Genomic DNA, 16,003 nt, shown 5'->3' on the forward strand with positions numbered 1-16,003 from the left:
CCGGCGGTGGTCGACCTTCGCCACTAAATATAGCGGCCATATCTAGTAATGCAACCCTGCTACAGTCACCCCATGGTGGAACCGGGGATCGAGACGGGCAGGGCGAGCGTCGAACTCGTCGCCGCCTACGCCTTCGACCACGGTGCGTTCACGGCGAGCGACGTCATGGACGGGACCGGCCTGACCCGTGCCACCGTGCTGAACGCCTGCGACGCACTCGCCGACCGCGGCTGGATCCGGGAGCTCGACGACGCCCGGGCCGCCGGTGACTACCGGCGGGGACGACCCGCCAGGCGCTACGAACTCGCCGCGGACACCGCGTTCGTGGTCGGACTCGACGTGGGCCAGCATCGGGTCGCGGCGCTCGTCGCGACACTCCGTGGTGAGGTCGTCGGCCGAGCCGAACGCCCCATCGCGGGTGGGGACGAAGACCCAGACCTCCGGCTCGCGACCGCGCGGACCGTCGTCGAGGAGGCGACGGTGCAGGCCGGCGCGACGCCGGGGCAGGTGCTCGTGACCGCCGTCGGCGTCCCGGCACCGGTGGACGCGCACGGCCGCTCCCCGCGCGGCGATCACGACTACTGGGCCCGGATGAACCCCGACTTCGCGAGCCGCCTCGGCCCCTGGGGCGACGTCGTGCTCGAGAACGACGCCAACCTCGCAGCCACGGCCGAGCGCGCCCTCGGAGAAGTGGCACGCGAGTCCATCGCCGTCCTCCTGGCCGAGGCGAGCTTCGGCGCGGGACTCATCGTCGACGGCGTGCTGCTGCACGGCGGGGCCGGCGGTGCGGGCGAACTCCGCGTGCTCGGGATGGTCGAGGGCGTCGGTTCGCCGGAGGGCCTCGACGGTGCGGCACGGTCGTGGCTGGAGGAGGATCAGCGATCCGGCGCGGTGCCGGCGGCCTCCCCGCTCGCCCGGATGCCGATCGGCACCCTCGATGTCGGCCGCATCATCGACGCCGCAGCCTCGGGCGACGCCTATGCCGGCAAACTCGTCGAACGTCTCGGGGAGCGCCTCGGGCGGGTGTGCGTCCTGCTCGGCAGCCTGCTCGACGTGGACGAGGTCGTCGTCGCCGGCGGCGTGGCCCGCGTCGCCTCACCCGTCATCGCCGCGGCGCAGACCTGGCTCGACGAAGGCACCTACGCGCCGACGCCGATCGTGCGGGCCTCGCGACTCGGTGCGGACGTCGTCGCCCTCGGTGCGATCACGCGGGCCGTCGCGACGATCCGCTCCCAGCCGTGGCGCTTCGCCGCTGCGATCCCGCACTGAGCCCGCACACGGGGCAGATCAGCGCGGACACGGCGCAGGGCCCCACCTTCCGCCAAGATCGGTGGGGCCCTGTGAGCGGTGTCACCGCAGTGCGAACGGTCGTTCCGGCCGTACTCGTTCAGAGCGTTCGCAGGGGACGGGCGACGCAGAGCGGCCCGTGTACTTCAAGATTCGCAGCAGAAACGCGTTCATCCGGCCCCGAGCAGTCGTTAAGAATCGTTGTTCTTATCGATTGCTGAAGTTCTGCGCGAGCGCGGCTACTGCACCGACCATCCGCCGTCGGACGGCAGGATGACGCCGTTGACGTTGACGCCGTCGTCGCTCAGCAGGAAGGTGATGGACGCCGCGAGCTGCTCCGCGGTCGCGATCGTCGGGATCGCCGCCTGGAACGGTCCGAGCCGCGCCGAGCCGGCCTCGGAGACGTTCGGCGGGAAGGGGATCCCCGTGGCGACACCGCCCGGAGCGACGGCGTTGACCCGGACGCCGTGCGGTCCGTACATGAAGGCGGCGCTCTTGGTCATGCCGACGACCGCGTGCTTCGAGGTCGTGTAGGCGTTCCCCGAGGCGTTGCCGCGAAGCCCGGCCTCGGACGCGATGTTGACGACCGAACCGGATCCGGCCGCGACCATCGACGGCAGGACCGCGCGGGTCAGCTTGAAGGCGCCGGTGACGTTCACACCCATCACCCGTTCCCAGGTCGCGTCCGAGGTCTCGTGGAGCGGGGAGAAGTCGTCGTTGATGCCGGCGACGTTGGCGAGCGCGTCGATCCGCTCCCCTGCTGCGGCGACGATCGCGTCGATGTCGTCCTGCTTCGTGATGTCGCCGGCGACCGTGACGAGGTCGGCGTCCGGCAGGCTCGAGGCGAGGTCGGCGAGCTTGTCCTCGAAGAGGTCGACGGCCACGACCCGGCCGCCTTCGCGTGCGACGCGGGATGCCGTTGCACGGCCGATCCCGGAGGCAGCCCCGGTGACGATCACGGTCTTCCCGGCGAACCGGCCGGCGGTGATGCGCTCCTGCCACCCCTGGGGCGCGTCGTCGACGGGTGCGACGCCGTCGTTCGCGGCGAGGACAAGGTCGTCGATGAGTGACTGGGGCAGCTTGCCCTGGCTCAGGGCGACGAGCTGCTGGAGCGGGAGGCCCGAGATCGGGGCGAGCTGCGACTCCTCGGTGCCCAGCTGGGTGAGGAGGCCGCGGATGAGCGGACCGCCGGTGGGGTCGGCGAGCCACGCGGCGATCGGGGTGTTGGCGGTGAGGGCGCTCATGGGGTTCCTTCGTTCTCGGGAGGGCGATGAGCAGCGGGATCGCATGGGCCTCGATCCATACCGGACATCATTGTCCGGTACACGTTACGCCGTCCATTGCACGGCCGCCAGCCCTCACGGTCAGCTCCCAGCCGGGTGCTCCGGACCGGCCGCGCGGCGTTACGCTACCGGGATGTCGTCCACGCCCCCGAAGCCGAACCGCGGCCCGAGCGCGGGACCCGAGAACCGCCGTGCGCTCGTCGCCGCGGCGCGTCAGGTGTTCGCCGCGGACGGCTTCAGCGCTCCCCTCAGCGCGGTCGCGAGGCGGGCAGGCGTCGGACAGGGCAGCCTGTACCGGCACTTCCCCGACCGACTCTCCCTCGCCCTCGCGGTGCTCGACGAGAACGTCGGCGAGCTGGAGGAGCACGCCGGGCGACCCGATGCGACCCTCGACACCCTGCTCGACGTCGTGATCGACCAGGCCCTCGTCACCTCGCCCTTCGTCGAGGCGATCCTCGGCGAGGGCGACGACCCACGCGTGATCGCGCTCGGCACCCGCCTCGACCGCCTCGCGCACGCCCTGCATGCCAAGGAACTGGCTGCGCACCGCATCGCCGACCACGTCGAGCCCGACGACATCCTCATGGCGATCTCGATGGTGGGGGCTACCCTCACCCGCATCCCCGATTCCCATCGAGCCGACACCGCGGCGCGCGCGAAGGCGATGTTCCGCCGCTCGTTCGGCCGATGAACCGGGGCGGGACGATCGACGCGACTGGGTCGGTGGCACAGGACACCTGCGAACCGTGTGCCGACAGCCCATTGAGGCGTGCGAGGGACGACCGTAGGGTCGGAGGGACAGAGAAGGGGTCCGCCATGCAGGCCAGCGCGTTCGCGTCGATCGACGTCGACACCATCCGTCGCTCCCTCGGCGAACCGGATCCCGCGGCGACGGCCAAGATCATGGACGAGCTCGACGAGAACTGCCTCGCCTTCCTCGCTCACTCGCCGTTCTGCACCATCGCGACGTCCGACGCCGACGGCCGGTGCGACAACTCCCCGCGCGGGGACTACCCGGGGTTCGTCCGGGCGCTCGACACCCGCACGCTCGTGATCCCGGAGCGCCTCGGCAACCGGCTGGCCGACTCCCTGCAGAACATCGTCCAGAACGGCCACATCGGCATGCTGTGCTTCGTCCCCGGCATGAGCGAGACCCTCCGGATCAACGGCAGGGCCACCGTCACCGACGACCCGGCGCTCATGGCGATGCTCGAGCAGGACCACGTGACGCCGCAGCTCGCGATCGTCGTGCGCACCGAGGAGGTCTACCTGCACTGCGGGCGGGCACTCCTCCGCGGCGGGCTGTGGGACGCCGAGATGCAGGAGCTCGCGGCCGAGGTGCCGAGTGCGGGCCGGATCTGGGCGAGCATGTCGGGCCTCAGCACCGAGGTCGGCGACGCCATCGACGAGGCGGTCGCCGTCGGGAACCAGAGCCTGTACTGATGGCTGGAAGCAACGAGCCTGCACTGATGACTGGAAGCACGAGGGATTCCTGATGCGCAACCGCGCGGGCATGACCGGTCCTGATCTCCAGATCGGCGATGCCATCGATATGAGGGATTCCTGATGCGCAATCGCGCGGGCATGACCCCGCTCATCGTTCAGGAGATCGTGCGCGAGACGCCGACGATCGTCAGCGTCGTGCTCGCCGATCCGGAAGGTCGCCGGCTCCCGCCGTGGGACCCCGGAGCGCACATCGACCTGCAGCTCATCACCCGCCACGAACGGCAGTACTCGCTCTGCGGTGATCCGGCGGACGAGTTCCGGTACCGGATCGCCGTCCTGCGGGAGGAGCACTCGCGGGGCGCCTCGCACTACATCCACAACTTCCTCAAGGTCGGTCGGAAGGTGTTCGTCCGGCCACCAAGGAACCTGTTCCCGCTCTCGGACGCGAAGCGGCACCTGCTGCTCGCTGCCGGCATCGGGATCACGCCGCTGCTCTCGATGGCTCGGCGGTTGGCCGCGGGCGACGCCGACTGGACCCTCGTCTACGCGGTGCGCACGCGGGAGGACATCGCGTTCGCGCCGGAACTCGAAGCCCTGGGCGACCACGTGCGGATCCACGTCAGCGCGGAGAGCGGCCGGCTCGACCTGGCCGGCCTCCTCGCGGGACTCGAGCCGGGCACCGACGTGTCGGCCTGCGGGCCGCGCGGGTTCACCGACACCCTCACGAACCTGGCCGAGACGCTGCCCGAGGACTGCCGGTTGCACCTCGAGCGGTTCGAGCCGAAGCCCCGCTCCTACCTGCCGAACACGGCGTTCACCGTCGAGTGCGCGAGGTCGGAGCGGACCGTCGAGGTTCCGGCCGGACAGACGATGCTGCAGGCGATGCAGGCCGCGCGGGTCGGTGTCGCCGGGTCGTGCATGCGCGGCGTCTGCGGCTCCTGTGCCGTGCAGGTGGTGGATGGGACGCCGGAGCATCGCGACTCCCTGACGACCGACGACGCGTCGATGATCATGTACCCGTGTGTGTCGCGGTCGCTGACGCCGACGCTCGTGATCGACGCGTAGCCGGGGCGACACTGCGACAGGCTCGGTGCCGGGCGACTCAGGGACGCCAGGTGGCGTCGGCGGAGGCCAGGACCGTGCCGTCGACGGCCCGCACGACGACCGAGGTGCCCTCCGGGCCGGCCGTCCCCGCGATGCGGAACGCCGTGTCGACGAGCACCGGCGCCTTCGCCCGGAAGCGGACCGACGCGAGCCGACGACCAACGGCGTTCGCCGTGAGGGCGTCGAGCACCAGGATGCGGGTGAGCGGGCCGTGCACGAGGAGGTCATCGAGCCCCTCGACCTCACGCGCCCACTGGCGGTCGTAGTGGATGCGGTGCGTGTTGCCCGTCACGGCCGAGAAGCGGAACAGCTGGCGGGAGTCGAGCGACCGGGTCACGGTCCAGTCGGCTCCGGCGTCGAGATCGAGCGCATCCTCGGCGGCCACCTCGGGTGCCGCCGTCCGCGGCGAGGGCACCGCGGGCTGCGCCTCGAGGAACACGTCGTGCCAGGTGCTACGGACGGCGACCTCGCCGTCGACGAGGTACTCACGCACGAGGTCGGCGAAGACGAGCCGTCCGGCCCGCCCTTGCTTCTCGACGAGCGAACCGAGGCTCGTGCGCTGCGTCACCACGTCGCCGTAGTGGAGGGGCGCCAGGAACTCCGTGTCCTCGCCCGCGTACATGCGGCGCGGCAGGTCGATGACCGGCAGCACGCCGTCCTCCGCGGGTGAGCCGTCCTCGCGGAGCTGCGCGAACGGCGTCTCGAACGGGAAGTGGACGCCCTCCCAGCCGGCGGGGAGTTCTTCGCCCGGGACCGGTTTCGGCGCCGCGGTCGCGAAGGTGCTGCGGTACCAGGAGGCGGGACGGAGATCGAGCGTCTCCTCGCGGTCCACTAGATCACCCCGTCGGAACGCAACGCGGCGATGCGGTCGGCAGGCTGCTCTGTCCGCTCCACGGCTCCCACTCAGATCACCCCGTCGGAACGCAGCGCGGCGATGCGTTCAGCGTCGTACCCGGCGAGCGCCGTGAGCACGTCGTCCGCGTGTTCGCCCATGTGGTTCGCGGGACGGTCGGTGGTCGCGGGGGTCGCGCTCAGTTTGATCGGCTGGCCGAAGGAGCGGAGGGTGCCGAAGGAGCCGTAGTCGGTCTCGACGACCATGTCGCGTTCGGCGGTCCCCGGGTCCTCGACGACCTCGCCGATGGTCTTCACGGCGGTGAGCGGGACGACGTCGCCGGCCAGCTCCTCGAGCTCGGCGCGGGTGCGGTCTGCGAACCAGGAGACGACGAGCGGCTTGACGCGTCGGGCGTAGACCTCCTCGTCGAAGCGCTTGCGCATGGTGTCGATCTCGGGGTCGGCGATCGCCTCGGGCGTGCCGAACAGCTCGCAGCTCGCCTTCCAGAGCTTGTCGGTGTACGCGCCGAAGAACACCTGACCGTCGGCGCAGGGGAACAGCTCGTAGGGCCGGACCCAGGCGTGTTCGTTGCCGGAGGGCGAGGCGACGGTGCCGTCGACGGTGTAGTCGACGACGGCGGTCTCGGTCATCGCGATGATGCTGTCGACCTGGGCGACGTCGACGAGCTGCCCGACGCCAGTGCGCTCGGCGTGCCGGAGGGCGGCGAGGGTGCCGATGACGCCGAACATCGTCGCGGAGAGGTCGCCGATCGTGACGCCGACGCGCACGGGCGGCTGGTCCGCGTAACCGTTCATGGACCAGAGCCCGCCGGCGGCCTGTGCTGTGTTGTCGAACGCCGGACGGCGGCTCCGTGAACCCGTTTGCCCGTAGCCGGAGATCGCGGTGTACACGAGCTTCGGGTTGATGGCGGCGAGCGCCTCGTACGGCAGGCCGAGCTTCGCCATCGTCCCTGGTCGGAAGTTCTCGACGAGGATGTCGGCGCTCGCGACGAGGTCGCGCAGCACCTCCTTGCCGGCGTCGCTCGCGAGGTCGAGCGCCAGGCCGAACTTGCCGCGGTTGTACTGCCCGTAGTAGCCGCTGAACTCCTCGTCGCCGTCACGCAGGTAGGGCGGGAAGCCCCGGGAGACGTCGGGGTCGTTCGGGTTCTCGATCTTGATGACGGTCGCGCCGAGGTCGGCGAGCATCGACGCGGCGTAGGGGCCGGCGAGGACGCGGGAGAGGTCGAGGACCACGACGCCCTCGAGCGAGCCGGGCGGGACGGCGAGTCGTTCCGTGGCGGCGAGGACCGCTTCGGTGTCGGCTCCGGTCGACGGCTGCTCGGCCATGCGTGTCCTCCTGATCGCTGTACTCCGTACCGGTCAACGGTATCGGGCGATGGGGGCCTCACCCATGTGTGAACCCCACACCTCCAGCGCCGATCCATGGACCGCCCGTCCGTCACCGACGACGACGGGTGTGCATCATGACGGGGATAGGTGAGGCTAGGCTAACTCCATGCGCAGCGCGACCCTCCTCCGATCGAGACATGCGCTCGCCGTCGGCACTCTGGCCGCCGCGCTCCTCGTCGTCGCCCTCGCGAGTCTGATGCTCGGGAGCAACCTCATCAGTCCCGTGGCCGTCCTCACCGCCCTGTTCGACCCCGCCCAGGACACCGGCGCCGTCGTCTGGGGGTCACGGGTGCCGCGCACGGTGCTCGGCGTCCTCGTCGGCGTCTGCCTCGGGATCGCCGGTGCCGTCATGCAGGGGCAGACCCGCAACCCGCTCGCCGACCCCGGCCTGTTCGGTGTCTCCGCCGGCGCGAGTCTCGCGGTCGTCGTCGGGGTCTACGTGCTCGGCACGAGCTCGGTGGTCACCACCCTCTGGCTCGCCCTGCTCGGCGCCACCGTCGCCAGCGTCGTCGTGTTCTCCGTCGCCGCTCTCGGTCGCGGCCTGTCGAGTCCCGTCCCGCTCGCGATCGCCGGCACCGCCGTCTCGGCCCTCCTCGTCGCCCTGACCTCGTACCTCGTCCTGTCCGACGAGACGACCCTCGCCGCCTACCGCATCTGGGTGGTCGGTTCGCTGTCCGGCCGATCGCTCACGGGCGTCGACGCAGCCCTCGTCTTCGCCGGACTCGGCCTCGTGTTCGCTGTCGCCAACATCCGCTCGCTGAACGCCCTGGCGCTCGGGACGGAGCTGGCGAACGGTCTCGGCGAGAACCTCATCCGCGCGCGACTCGTCGGGCTCGCCGCGATCACCCTGCTCACGGCCGCCGCCGTCGCCCTGACCGGCCCGATCGCCTTCGTCGGACTCACCGCCCCGCACATCGCCCGCACCCTCGTGGGCGGGCATCACGGCTGGCTCCTCCCCGCCTCGGGACTCGTCGGCGGGAGCGTACTGCTCGCGTGCGACGTGATCGGTCGACTCATCGGTGGCACCGCCGAGGTGCCCGTGGGCGTCGTCCTCACCGTCGCGGGTGGGGTCGCCTTCATCGCCATCGTGCGCCGCGGACGGATGGCGGAGCTGTGAGCGCCGTGCGGGAGGGCAGCCGCTTCTTCGGCCGTCTGTGGCGAGGGCGGGTCGTCGGCGTCACGATCGCCTGCCTCGTCGTCGCGCTGGCGTTCGCCCTGCTCGGGATCGTCGCCGGTTCGTCGTCCCTGACGATCCCCGACGTCATCACCACCCTGCTCGGCGGCGGGACCGGTGGTCAGGAACTCATCGTGTTCGAGCTCCGCCTCCCCCGGGTCGTCGGCGGTCTCCTCGTCGGTGCGTCCCTCGGACTCGCCGGCGCCCTCACCCAGACCTTCGCCCGCAACCCGCTCGCCACCCCGGACATCCTCGGCGTGACCTCGGGTGCCGCGCTCGGGGCCGTGGCCGCGATCGTCCTCGTCGGTGGCAGCTACTCCGTCGGCGCCGGCGCGCTCAGTCTCGGCCTGCCCGCCATGGCCGCGATCGGCGCGCTCGTCACCTCCGCCGCCGTCTACGCGCTGTCCTGGCGCGGCGGGGTCGACAGCTTCCGACTCATCCTCATCGGCATCGGTGCCACCGCGACGCTCGGCGGCATCACGAGCTACCTCATCGCCCGGGCGCAGATCACCGAGGCGGCAGCGGCGGCGCAGTGGCTCGTCGGCAGCCTCTCGGGGATCTCCTGGTCGAGCGTGTGGCCGGTGCTCGTCGCGCTGGTGATCCTGACACCGATCGCGGTCCTGCAGACGAGCAGCCTCGACATCAGCCAGCTCGGCGACGAGTTGTCGACCGGCCTCGGCGTCGCGGTCCAGCGGCATCGGATCGTCGTCATCGCGTGCGCGGTCCTGCTCGTCGCCGCAGCCGTGTCCGCCGCAGGGCCGATCGAGTTCGTCGCCTTCGTCGCACCGCAGATCGCCCGCCGCCTCGCCCGCACCGGTCGCCCGCCCCTGCTCGCCTCCGCGCTGCTCGGCGCCGTCATCGTGACGGGCGGCGACGCACTCGTCCGCGGTGTCCTGCCGGGCGAGATCCCGGTGGGCATCATCACCGCGATCGTCGGCGCGCCCTATCTCATCTGGTTGCTGACGCGCCGCAAGGAACGGGAGACCTCCGCATGACCGACCCCGCCACGACCCCCTCGCTCGTGAAGGAGCGCCCGACGCCCGCCCTCGAGGCTCGGGGCGTCTCCCTGGCCTACGACCAGACGGTGGTCTTCGAGGGGCTCGACCTCCGCATCGAGACGGGCGAGGTCACGACCCTCATCGGCGCCAACGGTTGCGGCAAGTCGACGCTGCTGAAGGCGTTCGGTCGCCTGCTCACCCCGACCGCCGGCACGGTCGAGCTCGACGGTCGCGGCGTGCGGTCGATCCCGACCCGTGAGGTCGCGCGCCGACTGGCGATCCTGCCGCAGAAGCCCCTGACACCGTCGGCGACGACCGTCCGCGACCTCGTCTCTCGCGGGCGGCACCCGCACCAGAGCCTCCTCAAGCCGTGGACGCCCGCCGACACGATCGCGGTCGACGAAGCGCTCGCCGCCACCGGCCTCGAGACCCTCGCCGACCGCGACACGGCCTCCCTGTCGGGCGGCCAGCTGCAGCGGGCCTGGATCGCCCTGGTCCTCGCGCAGCGGGCCCCCACGATCCTGCTCGACGAGCCGACGACCTTCCTCGACCTCAGCCACCAGCTCGACGTCCTCCGACTCGTGCGGTCGATCAACCGCGAGCGCGGTGCGACGGTCGTCATGGTGTTGCACGACCTCACGCTCGCCGGCCGGTACTCCGACCGGCTCGTCGTCGTGGGCGGCGGCCGGGTCATCGCCGACGGCACTCCCTGGGAGGTCCTCACCCCGGCCGTACTCCGCGAGGCGTTCGACCTCGATGCGATCGTCATCCCCGACCCGAGCAGCGGCTCGCCGCTCATCGTGCCCGTCGACCCCGACGACGCGATCGCCCTCGACGCGGAGTGATCCGGGCGATCGGGCATTCCGATATCGTTTCGTGACTTAGGTTCGGCTACCCTAAGTATCATGACGATCTCTTCACGCCTCCGCCGCGCCGCACTCGTACTCGTGCCGGCGCTCGCCCTGGTCGGCCTCGCCGGCTGCTCCCCCACCGCCGCATCCGACGCCGACTCCAGCGGCGCCTGGAGCTACACCGACGACACCGGCACCACGGTCAAGCTCGACGAGCAGCCGAAGCGCGTCGCGAGCTTCGCCGACTACGCGCTCGGCCTGCACGGCAACGGCATCGACCCCGTCGCGGTCTTCGGTCGCGTCGACGTCGCCAGCGACAAGCGGTTCTCGGACTACGACCTCGGCGACACGGCCATCGTCGGCAACAGCTACGGCGAGATCGACCTCGAGGCACTCGCCGAGGCGGCACCCGACCTCATCGTGACCGGGATCTACCCGACCGACCGCGACGGCACGCTCGACCTCAAGGGTCCGTACTACGGCGTCGCCGACGTCGAGCAGCAGGAGCAGCTGGAGAAGATCGCGCCGGTCGTCGCCATCAAGGTCGGCGGCAAGGGTGCCGACGTCATCGCCTCGCTCAACAAGCTGTCCGAGGCGCTCGGAGCCGACGAGGACACCATCGCCGCGGCGAAGGAGAAATACGACGCCGCTGCAGCAGACCTGACCGCCGCGGCGAAGGAGACCGACCTCGAGGTCACGCAGATGTATGCGGACGCGAGCGGCGTCTACGTCGTCAAGCCGCAGGACGAGCCGGAGACGGAGCTGTACAGCGAACTCGGCGTGAAGTACACGAACGCGAACCCGGACGGCTACTACTACTGGGACATCTACAGCTGGGAGAACGCGGGCCAGGCGATGACCGGTGACGTCCTACTCGTCAACGTCGAGGGCTTCCAGCAGAGCGACCTCGAGGCGCAGGCGACCTTCGCCTCGCACCCGGCACTCGTCGCCGGTCAGATCCACTCCTGGAACACCGCCGCCCTCGACTACACGTCGCAGGCGAAGCAGATGGAGACCCTCGCCGGGATCCTCCGCGAGTCGAAGGCGCTGTAGCGGGCACCCGGTCCCTGAGCCTGTCGAAGGGCGCTGGTTCTCTCCTGCACCTCGACAAGCTCGGTGATCGTCCGGGGTGGGGCGCGCCGCTCGGGCGAACCCCACCCCGTGTGCTCCCGACGCACCGGATCGGCTTCGGAGTGTGCCGACCGCACATGGGCTGAGCCTCCAGACGGCCGGTAGCCTCGTCAGGCGTCCCGGCCGTCCGGGTGCGCCCAACACGAAGGAGTGCCATCTCCATCCACAGCCCGCGCGAGAGCGACCCACGCGGAGCAGACACCACCGCCGTCGGCCAGAGCGACATCGATCGCGACGGCCTCGACTCCCGGGTGCAGCGTCGCCGCGCCATCCTCGCCAGCTCGGTCGGCACCGTCATCGAGTGGTACGACTTCACCCTCTACGGGCTGGCCTCCGCGCTCGTGTTCGCGCCGCTGTTCTTCCCCGGCGCCGGTGACCTCGCCGGCCTGCTCGGCGCGTTCGCCGGCTTCGCGGTCGGCTTCGGTGCCCGCCCGATCGGCGGCCTGATCTTCGCCCACTACGGCGACAAGCTCGGGCGCAAACCGACGTTGCTCATCACGCTCCTCTTCATGGGCGTCGCGACCACCTTCATCGGCCTCCTCCCCACCGCCGACGCCATCGGCATCTGGGCGCCGATCCTGCTCATCGTGCTGCGGATCTTCCAGGGCATGGGCTCGGGCGCCGAATTCGCCGGCGCGATCACGATGGCGAGCGAGTCCGCCGATGTGAAGCACCGCGCGTTCGCCGCGTCGTTCCCCGGCGCCTCCGTCTACGTGGGCATGGCGCTCGCGACCACCGTCTTCGCCGTGGTCAGCACGCTCCCGATCGAGCAGTTCCAGAGCTGGGGTTGGCGGATCCCGTTCCTCGCGAGCGTCGTCATCGTCGCGTTCGCGCTGTATTTCCGTCTGCGGGTCAAGGAGACGAAGGCGTTCGAGAGTGCCGAAGAGCGCGGCGCGGTCACCTCGGCACCACTGGTCGGCGCCATCCGCTCGCACTGGCGGGTGATCCTCTGCGGCATGGGGCTCTTCGCGTTCGCGCTGCCGTGGGTCTACGTCGTGCAGGTGTTCTCGCTGTCGTACGTGACGGGCACGCTGAGCGTGAACCCGACGGAGGCGCTCATCGGGCTCATCGTCGCCGAAGTCCTGACCATCCCGACGGCGCTGCTGTTCGGTCGCCTCGCCGACCGCATCGGTCGGAAGCCCGTCCTCATGGGCGCCGCGATCTTCGGCGTGGTCTACGCGTTCCCGATGTTCCTGCTCTACGACACGGAGCAGTCGGCCCTCGTCGCACTGGGCCTCATCCTGGGCCTCGCCGTCATCCAGGGGGCCACCATCGGCACCTCGGGTGCACTGCTCGCCGAGATCTTCCCGACCTCGATGCGCTGGAGCGGCATCGCACTCTCGCGGGAGATCCCGGCCGCCCTCGTCGGCGGGACGGTCCCGCTGGTCGCGACCGCGCTCGTCGCCGCGAGCGGTGGCGCACCGTGGTTGGTGGCGGCGTACCTGCTGGTGCTCAGCGCGATCGGCATCGTCGGGATCGCGTTCCTCCCGGAGACCCTGCCGCGCAAGCAGCGCGGCTGACCTGCCCCCCCGGTCCCTGCGCCTGTCGAAGGGCGACGTCACCCGTGGGCACTTCGACAAGCTCAGTGACCGGCGGAGGTGAGCTCAGTGACCGAAAGAAGTGAGCTCAGTGACCGGAACCAGGCCAACCCGGCAGACGCGGTCCCTGAGCCTGTCGAAGGGCGGCGTCACCCGTGGGCACTTCGACAAGCTCAGTGACCGGCGGAGGTGAGCTCAGTGACCGGGAGAGGTGCGCTCAGTAATTGGGAGGGCTCTGGCCCGCAGACCCGGTCCCTGAGCCTGTCGAAGGGCGACGTCACCCGTGGGCACTTCGACAAGCTCAGTGACCGGAAGAGGCCGACCCGGTGACCCCCGGTCCCTGGCTAGTCCTCGTCCCAGGTCATGCGACGGCCCATCACGGGCACGGAGGCCAGCAGCTCGCGGGTGTAGGCGTCCTCGGGAGCGGCCAGGACGGTGGCCGTCGGGCCCGCTTCGACGACCCGGCCGGCCTGCATGACACTCACCGAGTCGCACATGTAGTTCACGACGGCGAGGTTGTGTGAGATGAACAGCACCGTGAGTTCGAGCTCACGCTGCAGCTCGCGCAGCAGGTTGAGGACGACGCCCTGCACCGACACGTCGAGCGCCGAGGTGATCTCGTCGGCGATGAGGACCTCCGGTTCGGCCGCGAGCGCTCGGGCGATCGTGATGCGCTGCCGCTGACCGCCCGAGAACGCCGACGGCAGGTCGCCAGCCCGGTCCGGGTCGATGTGCACGCGCTCGAGCAGCTCGCCCACCCGGGACCGCTGCTCGGAGCGGCTCCAGGAGCGCCCGGTCGCCCGGGACCCCTCGGCGATCGACAGACCGATCGGCATGCGTGGGTCGAGCGCGGAGTACGGGTCCTGGAAGACGAGTTGCACGCGTCGACGCGCACGGCGGGCAGCGGACGAGCGCCCGACGATGTCGGCACCGTTCAGTCGGATGCCACCGGCGCTCGGCATGACGAGGCCGACGGCGGCCGCGGCGACCGTCGACTTGCCCGAGCCGGACTCCCCCACGAGGCCGTGGGACGTGCCCGGGCGGACCGTGAGGTCGAAGCCGTCGACCGCGGTGTGCGCGGACGCGCCGTGGCCGTAGCGGACCGTGAGGCCGGAGAACTCGAGACCGGTCATGCGCGCTGTCCTTCGGTGGTGATGGGCTGGTCCCGATCGGCCAGGTCGTCCTCGTCGATCGCACCGATGACCGGGAGCGGCATGGTGCGGTCGGAGGTCATGTCGGGGACGCAGGCGATGAGCCCGCGGGTGTACGGGTGCCGCGCCTCGTGGAGGCGGTCGGCGTCGAGCGATTCGACGATGCGGCCGTCCTTCATGACGAGGATGCGGTCGCAGAACCCGCTGACGAGGGCGATGTCGTGCGAGATGAGCAGGATCGCAGCGCCCGTCTGCTCCTGCGCCTCGTGGAGCACGCGGAGGACCTGGCGCTGCACCGTCACGTCGAGCGCCGTCGTGGGCTCGTCGGCGATGAGCAGCTTCGGGCGTCCCATGAGCCCCATGCCGATCATGGCCCGCTGGCGCATGCCGCCGGACAGCTCGTGCGGGAACTGCTTCAGGCGCTTGGCCGGAAGCGGGATCCGCACCGACTCGAGTGCGGCCTCGGCGCGCTTCGTCGACTCGGCCGCCGACAGCCCCTCATGGACCTCGACGGTCTCGCGGAGCTGCTTGCCGATCGTGAGCGAAGGGTTGAGCGAAGTGAGCGGGTCCTGGAAGACCATCGCCAGCTCGAGGCCGAGGCGGCTGCGCTCGGCCTTCGTCAGCGGTGCGGTCATGTCGATCCCGCGGAAGCTCAGCTCCGAGGCCTGCACCGAGGAGTCGGGCCCGAGGAGGGCGGCGATCGCCATCGCGCTCACCGACTTGCCCGATCCGGACTCGCCGACGACACCGACGACCTCGCCGGGCATGATCGTGAGGCTGATGCCGTGGACGCGCTCGACGAGTCGGCCGTCGCGGTCCGGGAAGGCGACGCGGAGGTCGCGCACCTGCACGACGGGCTCCTGGTCGGCCGGCGTCGCGGCCGCAGCCGAGGCGGTCGCGGGAGCCGCGGTGCGACGTCGCGCCGGCGCCGGCAGTCCGAGGAGCCGCTTCGACGACTCGTTCCAGAGTTCGCCGAGCTGCGTGAAGATGACGCCGCACACGACGAGCGCGATGCCGGGACCGATCGCTGCCATCGGGTTCCCGTAGATGCGGGCGATACCGAGGCCGAGGAGGCGACCCCAGTCGTACTCGGGCGCCTGCACCCCGAGACCGAGGAAGGACAGGCCGGCGAAGGCGAGGAGCGTGCCGGAGGCGGAGACCGCCGCGTTCACGAGCATCGGCGGGAGCATGTTCGGCATGACGTGCCGGACGAGCACCTCCGCCTGCCCGACACCCGCGATCCGCGCGGCCTTCACGTAGTCGCGACCGATGAGCGACGAGGCGAGCGTGTAGGTGAGGCGGGCGAAGGTCGGCACGCCGGCGAACCCGACGGCGAGCATCGCGCCGGTGGCGCTCGCGCCCCAGATCACCGAGAAGAACAGCGCCATGAGCAGCCAGGGGAACGACAGCAGGATGTCGATGAGTGCGGTCACGAGTCGGCGGAGCGGTCGAGGCAGGACCGTCGCGACGGCCCCGAGCAGGACGCCGCCGACGACGGAGATCGCCGTCGCGCCGAGGGTCAGCAGCACGGACACCCGCGTGGCGACCATGACCCGTGCGAAGACGTCGCGGCCGAGCTCGTCGGTGCCGAAGGGGTGGGCGAGGCTCGCACCGGCGAGGCGGTCGGCCACGGACGTCGTGTCGGCGGCGGACCCCCAGACGGTCGGGCCGACGACCGCGACCACGATGATGAGGAGCGCTCCGATCGCGCCGGTCAGGCCGCGCGGGGTGCGGAGGCGGTCGAGCACCGGGGACCGGCGTGAGGGCGTGGGCCTGGAGGTGGTCGGACGAGTGCTCAT

Annotated in this window: 14 protein-coding genes; 9 read left to right on the top strand and 5 right to left on the bottom strand. The window is 70.9% G+C overall.

What is annotated here, in order from left to right; translation table 11 throughout:
• Positions 1 to 72: 72 nt before the first annotated feature.
• Positions 73 to 1,269, top strand: a complete 1,197-nt coding sequence (locus ACZZZB_RS07510) for an ROK family protein (RefSeq protein ID WP_463529320.1) — start codon at positions 73 to 75, stop codon at positions 1,267 to 1,269.
• 257 nt (positions 1,270 to 1,526) lie between these two features.
• Here ACZZZB_RS07510 and ACZZZB_RS07515 read toward each other — a convergent pair whose 3' ends face one another.
• Complete coding sequence (locus tag ACZZZB_RS07515) at positions 1,527 to 2,531, bottom strand: SDR family NAD(P)-dependent oxidoreductase (RefSeq protein ID WP_463529321.1); 1,005 nt, start codon at positions 2,529 to 2,531, stop codon at positions 1,527 to 1,529.
• A 172-nt stretch (positions 2,532 to 2,703) separates the two neighbouring features.
• Here ACZZZB_RS07515 and ACZZZB_RS07520 point away from each other — a divergent pair, with 172 nt between their 5' ends.
• The 3 genes from ACZZZB_RS07520 to ACZZZB_RS07530 all read left to right on the top strand — a co-directional run bounded on the left by ACZZZB_RS07520 (position 2,704) and on the right by ACZZZB_RS07530 (position 5,081).
• Positions 2,704 to 3,261, top strand: coding sequence for a TetR/AcrR family transcriptional regulator (locus ACZZZB_RS07520; protein WP_086472932.1), 558 nt, complete (start codon positions 2,704 to 2,706; stop codon positions 3,259 to 3,261).
• Positions 3,262 to 3,386: 125 nt separating this feature from the next.
• On the top strand, positions 3,387 to 4,013 hold the full coding sequence (locus ACZZZB_RS07525) for an MSMEG_1061 family FMN-dependent PPOX-type flavoprotein (RefSeq protein WP_191940317.1): 627 nt from the start codon (positions 3,387 to 3,389) through the stop codon (positions 4,011 to 4,013).
• Between the two features lie 123 nt (positions 4,014 to 4,136).
• On the top strand, positions 4,137 to 5,081 hold the full coding sequence (locus ACZZZB_RS07530; protein WP_463529322.1) for a PDR/VanB family oxidoreductase: 945 nt from the start codon (positions 4,137 to 4,139) through the stop codon (positions 5,079 to 5,081).
• Between the two features lie 37 nt (positions 5,082 to 5,118).
• Here ACZZZB_RS07530 and ACZZZB_RS07535 read toward each other — a convergent pair whose 3' ends face one another.
• Both ACZZZB_RS07535 and ACZZZB_RS07540 read right to left on the bottom strand, forming a co-directional pair.
• Entirely contained in the window at positions 5,119 to 5,952 is an 834-nt protein-coding gene (locus ACZZZB_RS07535) for an FAS1-like dehydratase domain-containing protein (protein ID WP_463529323.1), read from the bottom strand.
• A gap of 71 nt (positions 5,953 to 6,023) precedes the next feature.
• Positions 6,024 to 7,298: a CaiB/BaiF CoA transferase family protein gene (locus ACZZZB_RS07540; protein WP_463529324.1), complete on the bottom strand. Its 1,275-nt coding sequence runs from the start codon at positions 7,296 to 7,298 to the stop codon at positions 6,024 to 6,026.
• 169 nt (positions 7,299 to 7,467) lie between these two features.
• Between ACZZZB_RS07540 and ACZZZB_RS07545 the strand changes: the two genes are divergently transcribed.
• From ACZZZB_RS07545 to ACZZZB_RS07565, 5 genes are all read left to right on the top strand, one after another.
• The gene (locus tag ACZZZB_RS07545; RefSeq protein ID WP_463529325.1) at positions 7,468 to 8,478 is read left to right on the top strand and encodes a FecCD family ABC transporter permease; all 1,011 of its coding nucleotides are present in this window, start codon (positions 7,468 to 7,470) and stop codon (positions 8,476 to 8,478) included.
• Positions 8,475 to 9,530, top strand: a complete 1,056-nt coding sequence (locus tag ACZZZB_RS07550) for a FecCD family ABC transporter permease (RefSeq protein WP_064297044.1) — start codon at positions 8,475 to 8,477, stop codon at positions 9,528 to 9,530. The genes ACZZZB_RS07545 and ACZZZB_RS07550 overlap by 4 nt, the downstream gene beginning before the upstream one ends.
• Positions 9,527 to 10,378: an ABC transporter ATP-binding protein gene (locus ACZZZB_RS07555; RefSeq protein WP_085512078.1), complete on the top strand. Its 852-nt coding sequence runs from the start codon at positions 9,527 to 9,529 to the stop codon at positions 10,376 to 10,378. Before ACZZZB_RS07550 ends, ACZZZB_RS07555 begins: the two co-directional genes overlap by 4 nt.
• Before the next feature lie 60 nt (positions 10,379 to 10,438).
• Positions 10,439 to 11,437: an ABC transporter substrate-binding protein gene (locus ACZZZB_RS07560; protein ID WP_463529326.1), complete on the top strand. Its 999-nt coding sequence runs from the start codon at positions 10,439 to 10,441 to the stop codon at positions 11,435 to 11,437.
• A gap of 209 nt (positions 11,438 to 11,646) precedes the next feature.
• Positions 11,647 to 13,035, top strand: a complete 1,389-nt coding sequence (locus ACZZZB_RS07565) for an MFS transporter (RefSeq protein ID WP_463529327.1) — start codon at positions 11,647 to 11,649, stop codon at positions 13,033 to 13,035.
• A 362-nt stretch (positions 13,036 to 13,397) separates the two neighbouring features.
• Here ACZZZB_RS07565 and ACZZZB_RS07570 read toward each other — a convergent pair whose 3' ends face one another.
• Both ACZZZB_RS07570 and ACZZZB_RS07575 read right to left on the bottom strand, forming a co-directional pair.
• Positions 13,398 to 14,186 carry an ABC transporter ATP-binding protein gene (locus tag ACZZZB_RS07570; RefSeq protein WP_463529328.1) on the bottom strand — a complete coding sequence of 263 codons (789 nt, stop codon included), beginning with the start codon at positions 14,184 to 14,186 and terminating at the stop codon, positions 13,398 to 13,400.
• Positions 14,183 to 16,003, bottom strand: a complete 1,821-nt coding sequence (locus ACZZZB_RS07575; protein WP_463529329.1) for a dipeptide/oligopeptide/nickel ABC transporter permease/ATP-binding protein — start codon at positions 16,001 to 16,003, stop codon at positions 14,183 to 14,185. Before ACZZZB_RS07575 ends, ACZZZB_RS07570 begins: the two co-directional genes overlap by 4 nt.

It is taken from the genome of Plantibacter sp. AC185, from assembly GCF_979258065.1.

Bases quoted from the DNA above. Each gene is read 5' to 3' on its own strand.
- ACZZZB_RS07520 (WP_086472932.1), top strand. From the start codon at position 2,704: ATGTCGTCCACGCCCCCGAAGCCGAACCGCGGCCCGAGCGCGGGACCC.
- ACZZZB_RS07515 (WP_463529321.1), bottom strand. From the start codon at position 2,531: ATGAGCGCCCTCACCGCCAACACCCCGATCGCCGCGTGGCTCGCCGAC.
- ACZZZB_RS07525 (WP_191940317.1), top strand. From the start codon at position 3,387: ATGCAGGCCAGCGCGTTCGCGTCGATCGACGTCGACACCATCCGTCGC.
- ACZZZB_RS07560 (WP_463529326.1), top strand. From the start codon at position 10,439: ATGACGATCTCTTCACGCCTCCGCCGCGCCGCACTCGTACTCGTGCCG.
- ACZZZB_RS07575 (WP_463529329.1), bottom strand. From the start codon at position 16,003: ATGAGCACTCGTCCGACCACCTCCAGGCCCACGCCCTCACGCCGGTCC.
- ACZZZB_RS07570 (WP_463529328.1), bottom strand. From the start codon at position 14,186: ATGACCGGTCTCGAGTTCTCCGGCCTCACGGTCCGCTACGGCCACGGC.
- ACZZZB_RS07555 (WP_085512078.1), top strand. From the start codon at position 9,527: ATGACCGACCCCGCCACGACCCCCTCGCTCGTGAAGGAGCGCCCGACG.
- ACZZZB_RS07530 (WP_463529322.1), top strand. From the start codon at position 4,137: ATGCGCAATCGCGCGGGCATGACCCCGCTCATCGTTCAGGAGATCGTG.
- ACZZZB_RS07510 (WP_463529320.1), top strand. From the start codon at position 73: ATGGTGGAACCGGGGATCGAGACGGGCAGGGCGAGCGTCGAACTCGTC.
- ACZZZB_RS07540 (WP_463529324.1), bottom strand. From the start codon at position 7,298: ATGGCCGAGCAGCCGTCGACCGGAGCCGACACCGAAGCGGTCCTCGCC.
- ACZZZB_RS07545 (WP_463529325.1), top strand. From the start codon at position 7,468: ATGCGCAGCGCGACCCTCCTCCGATCGAGACATGCGCTCGCCGTCGGC.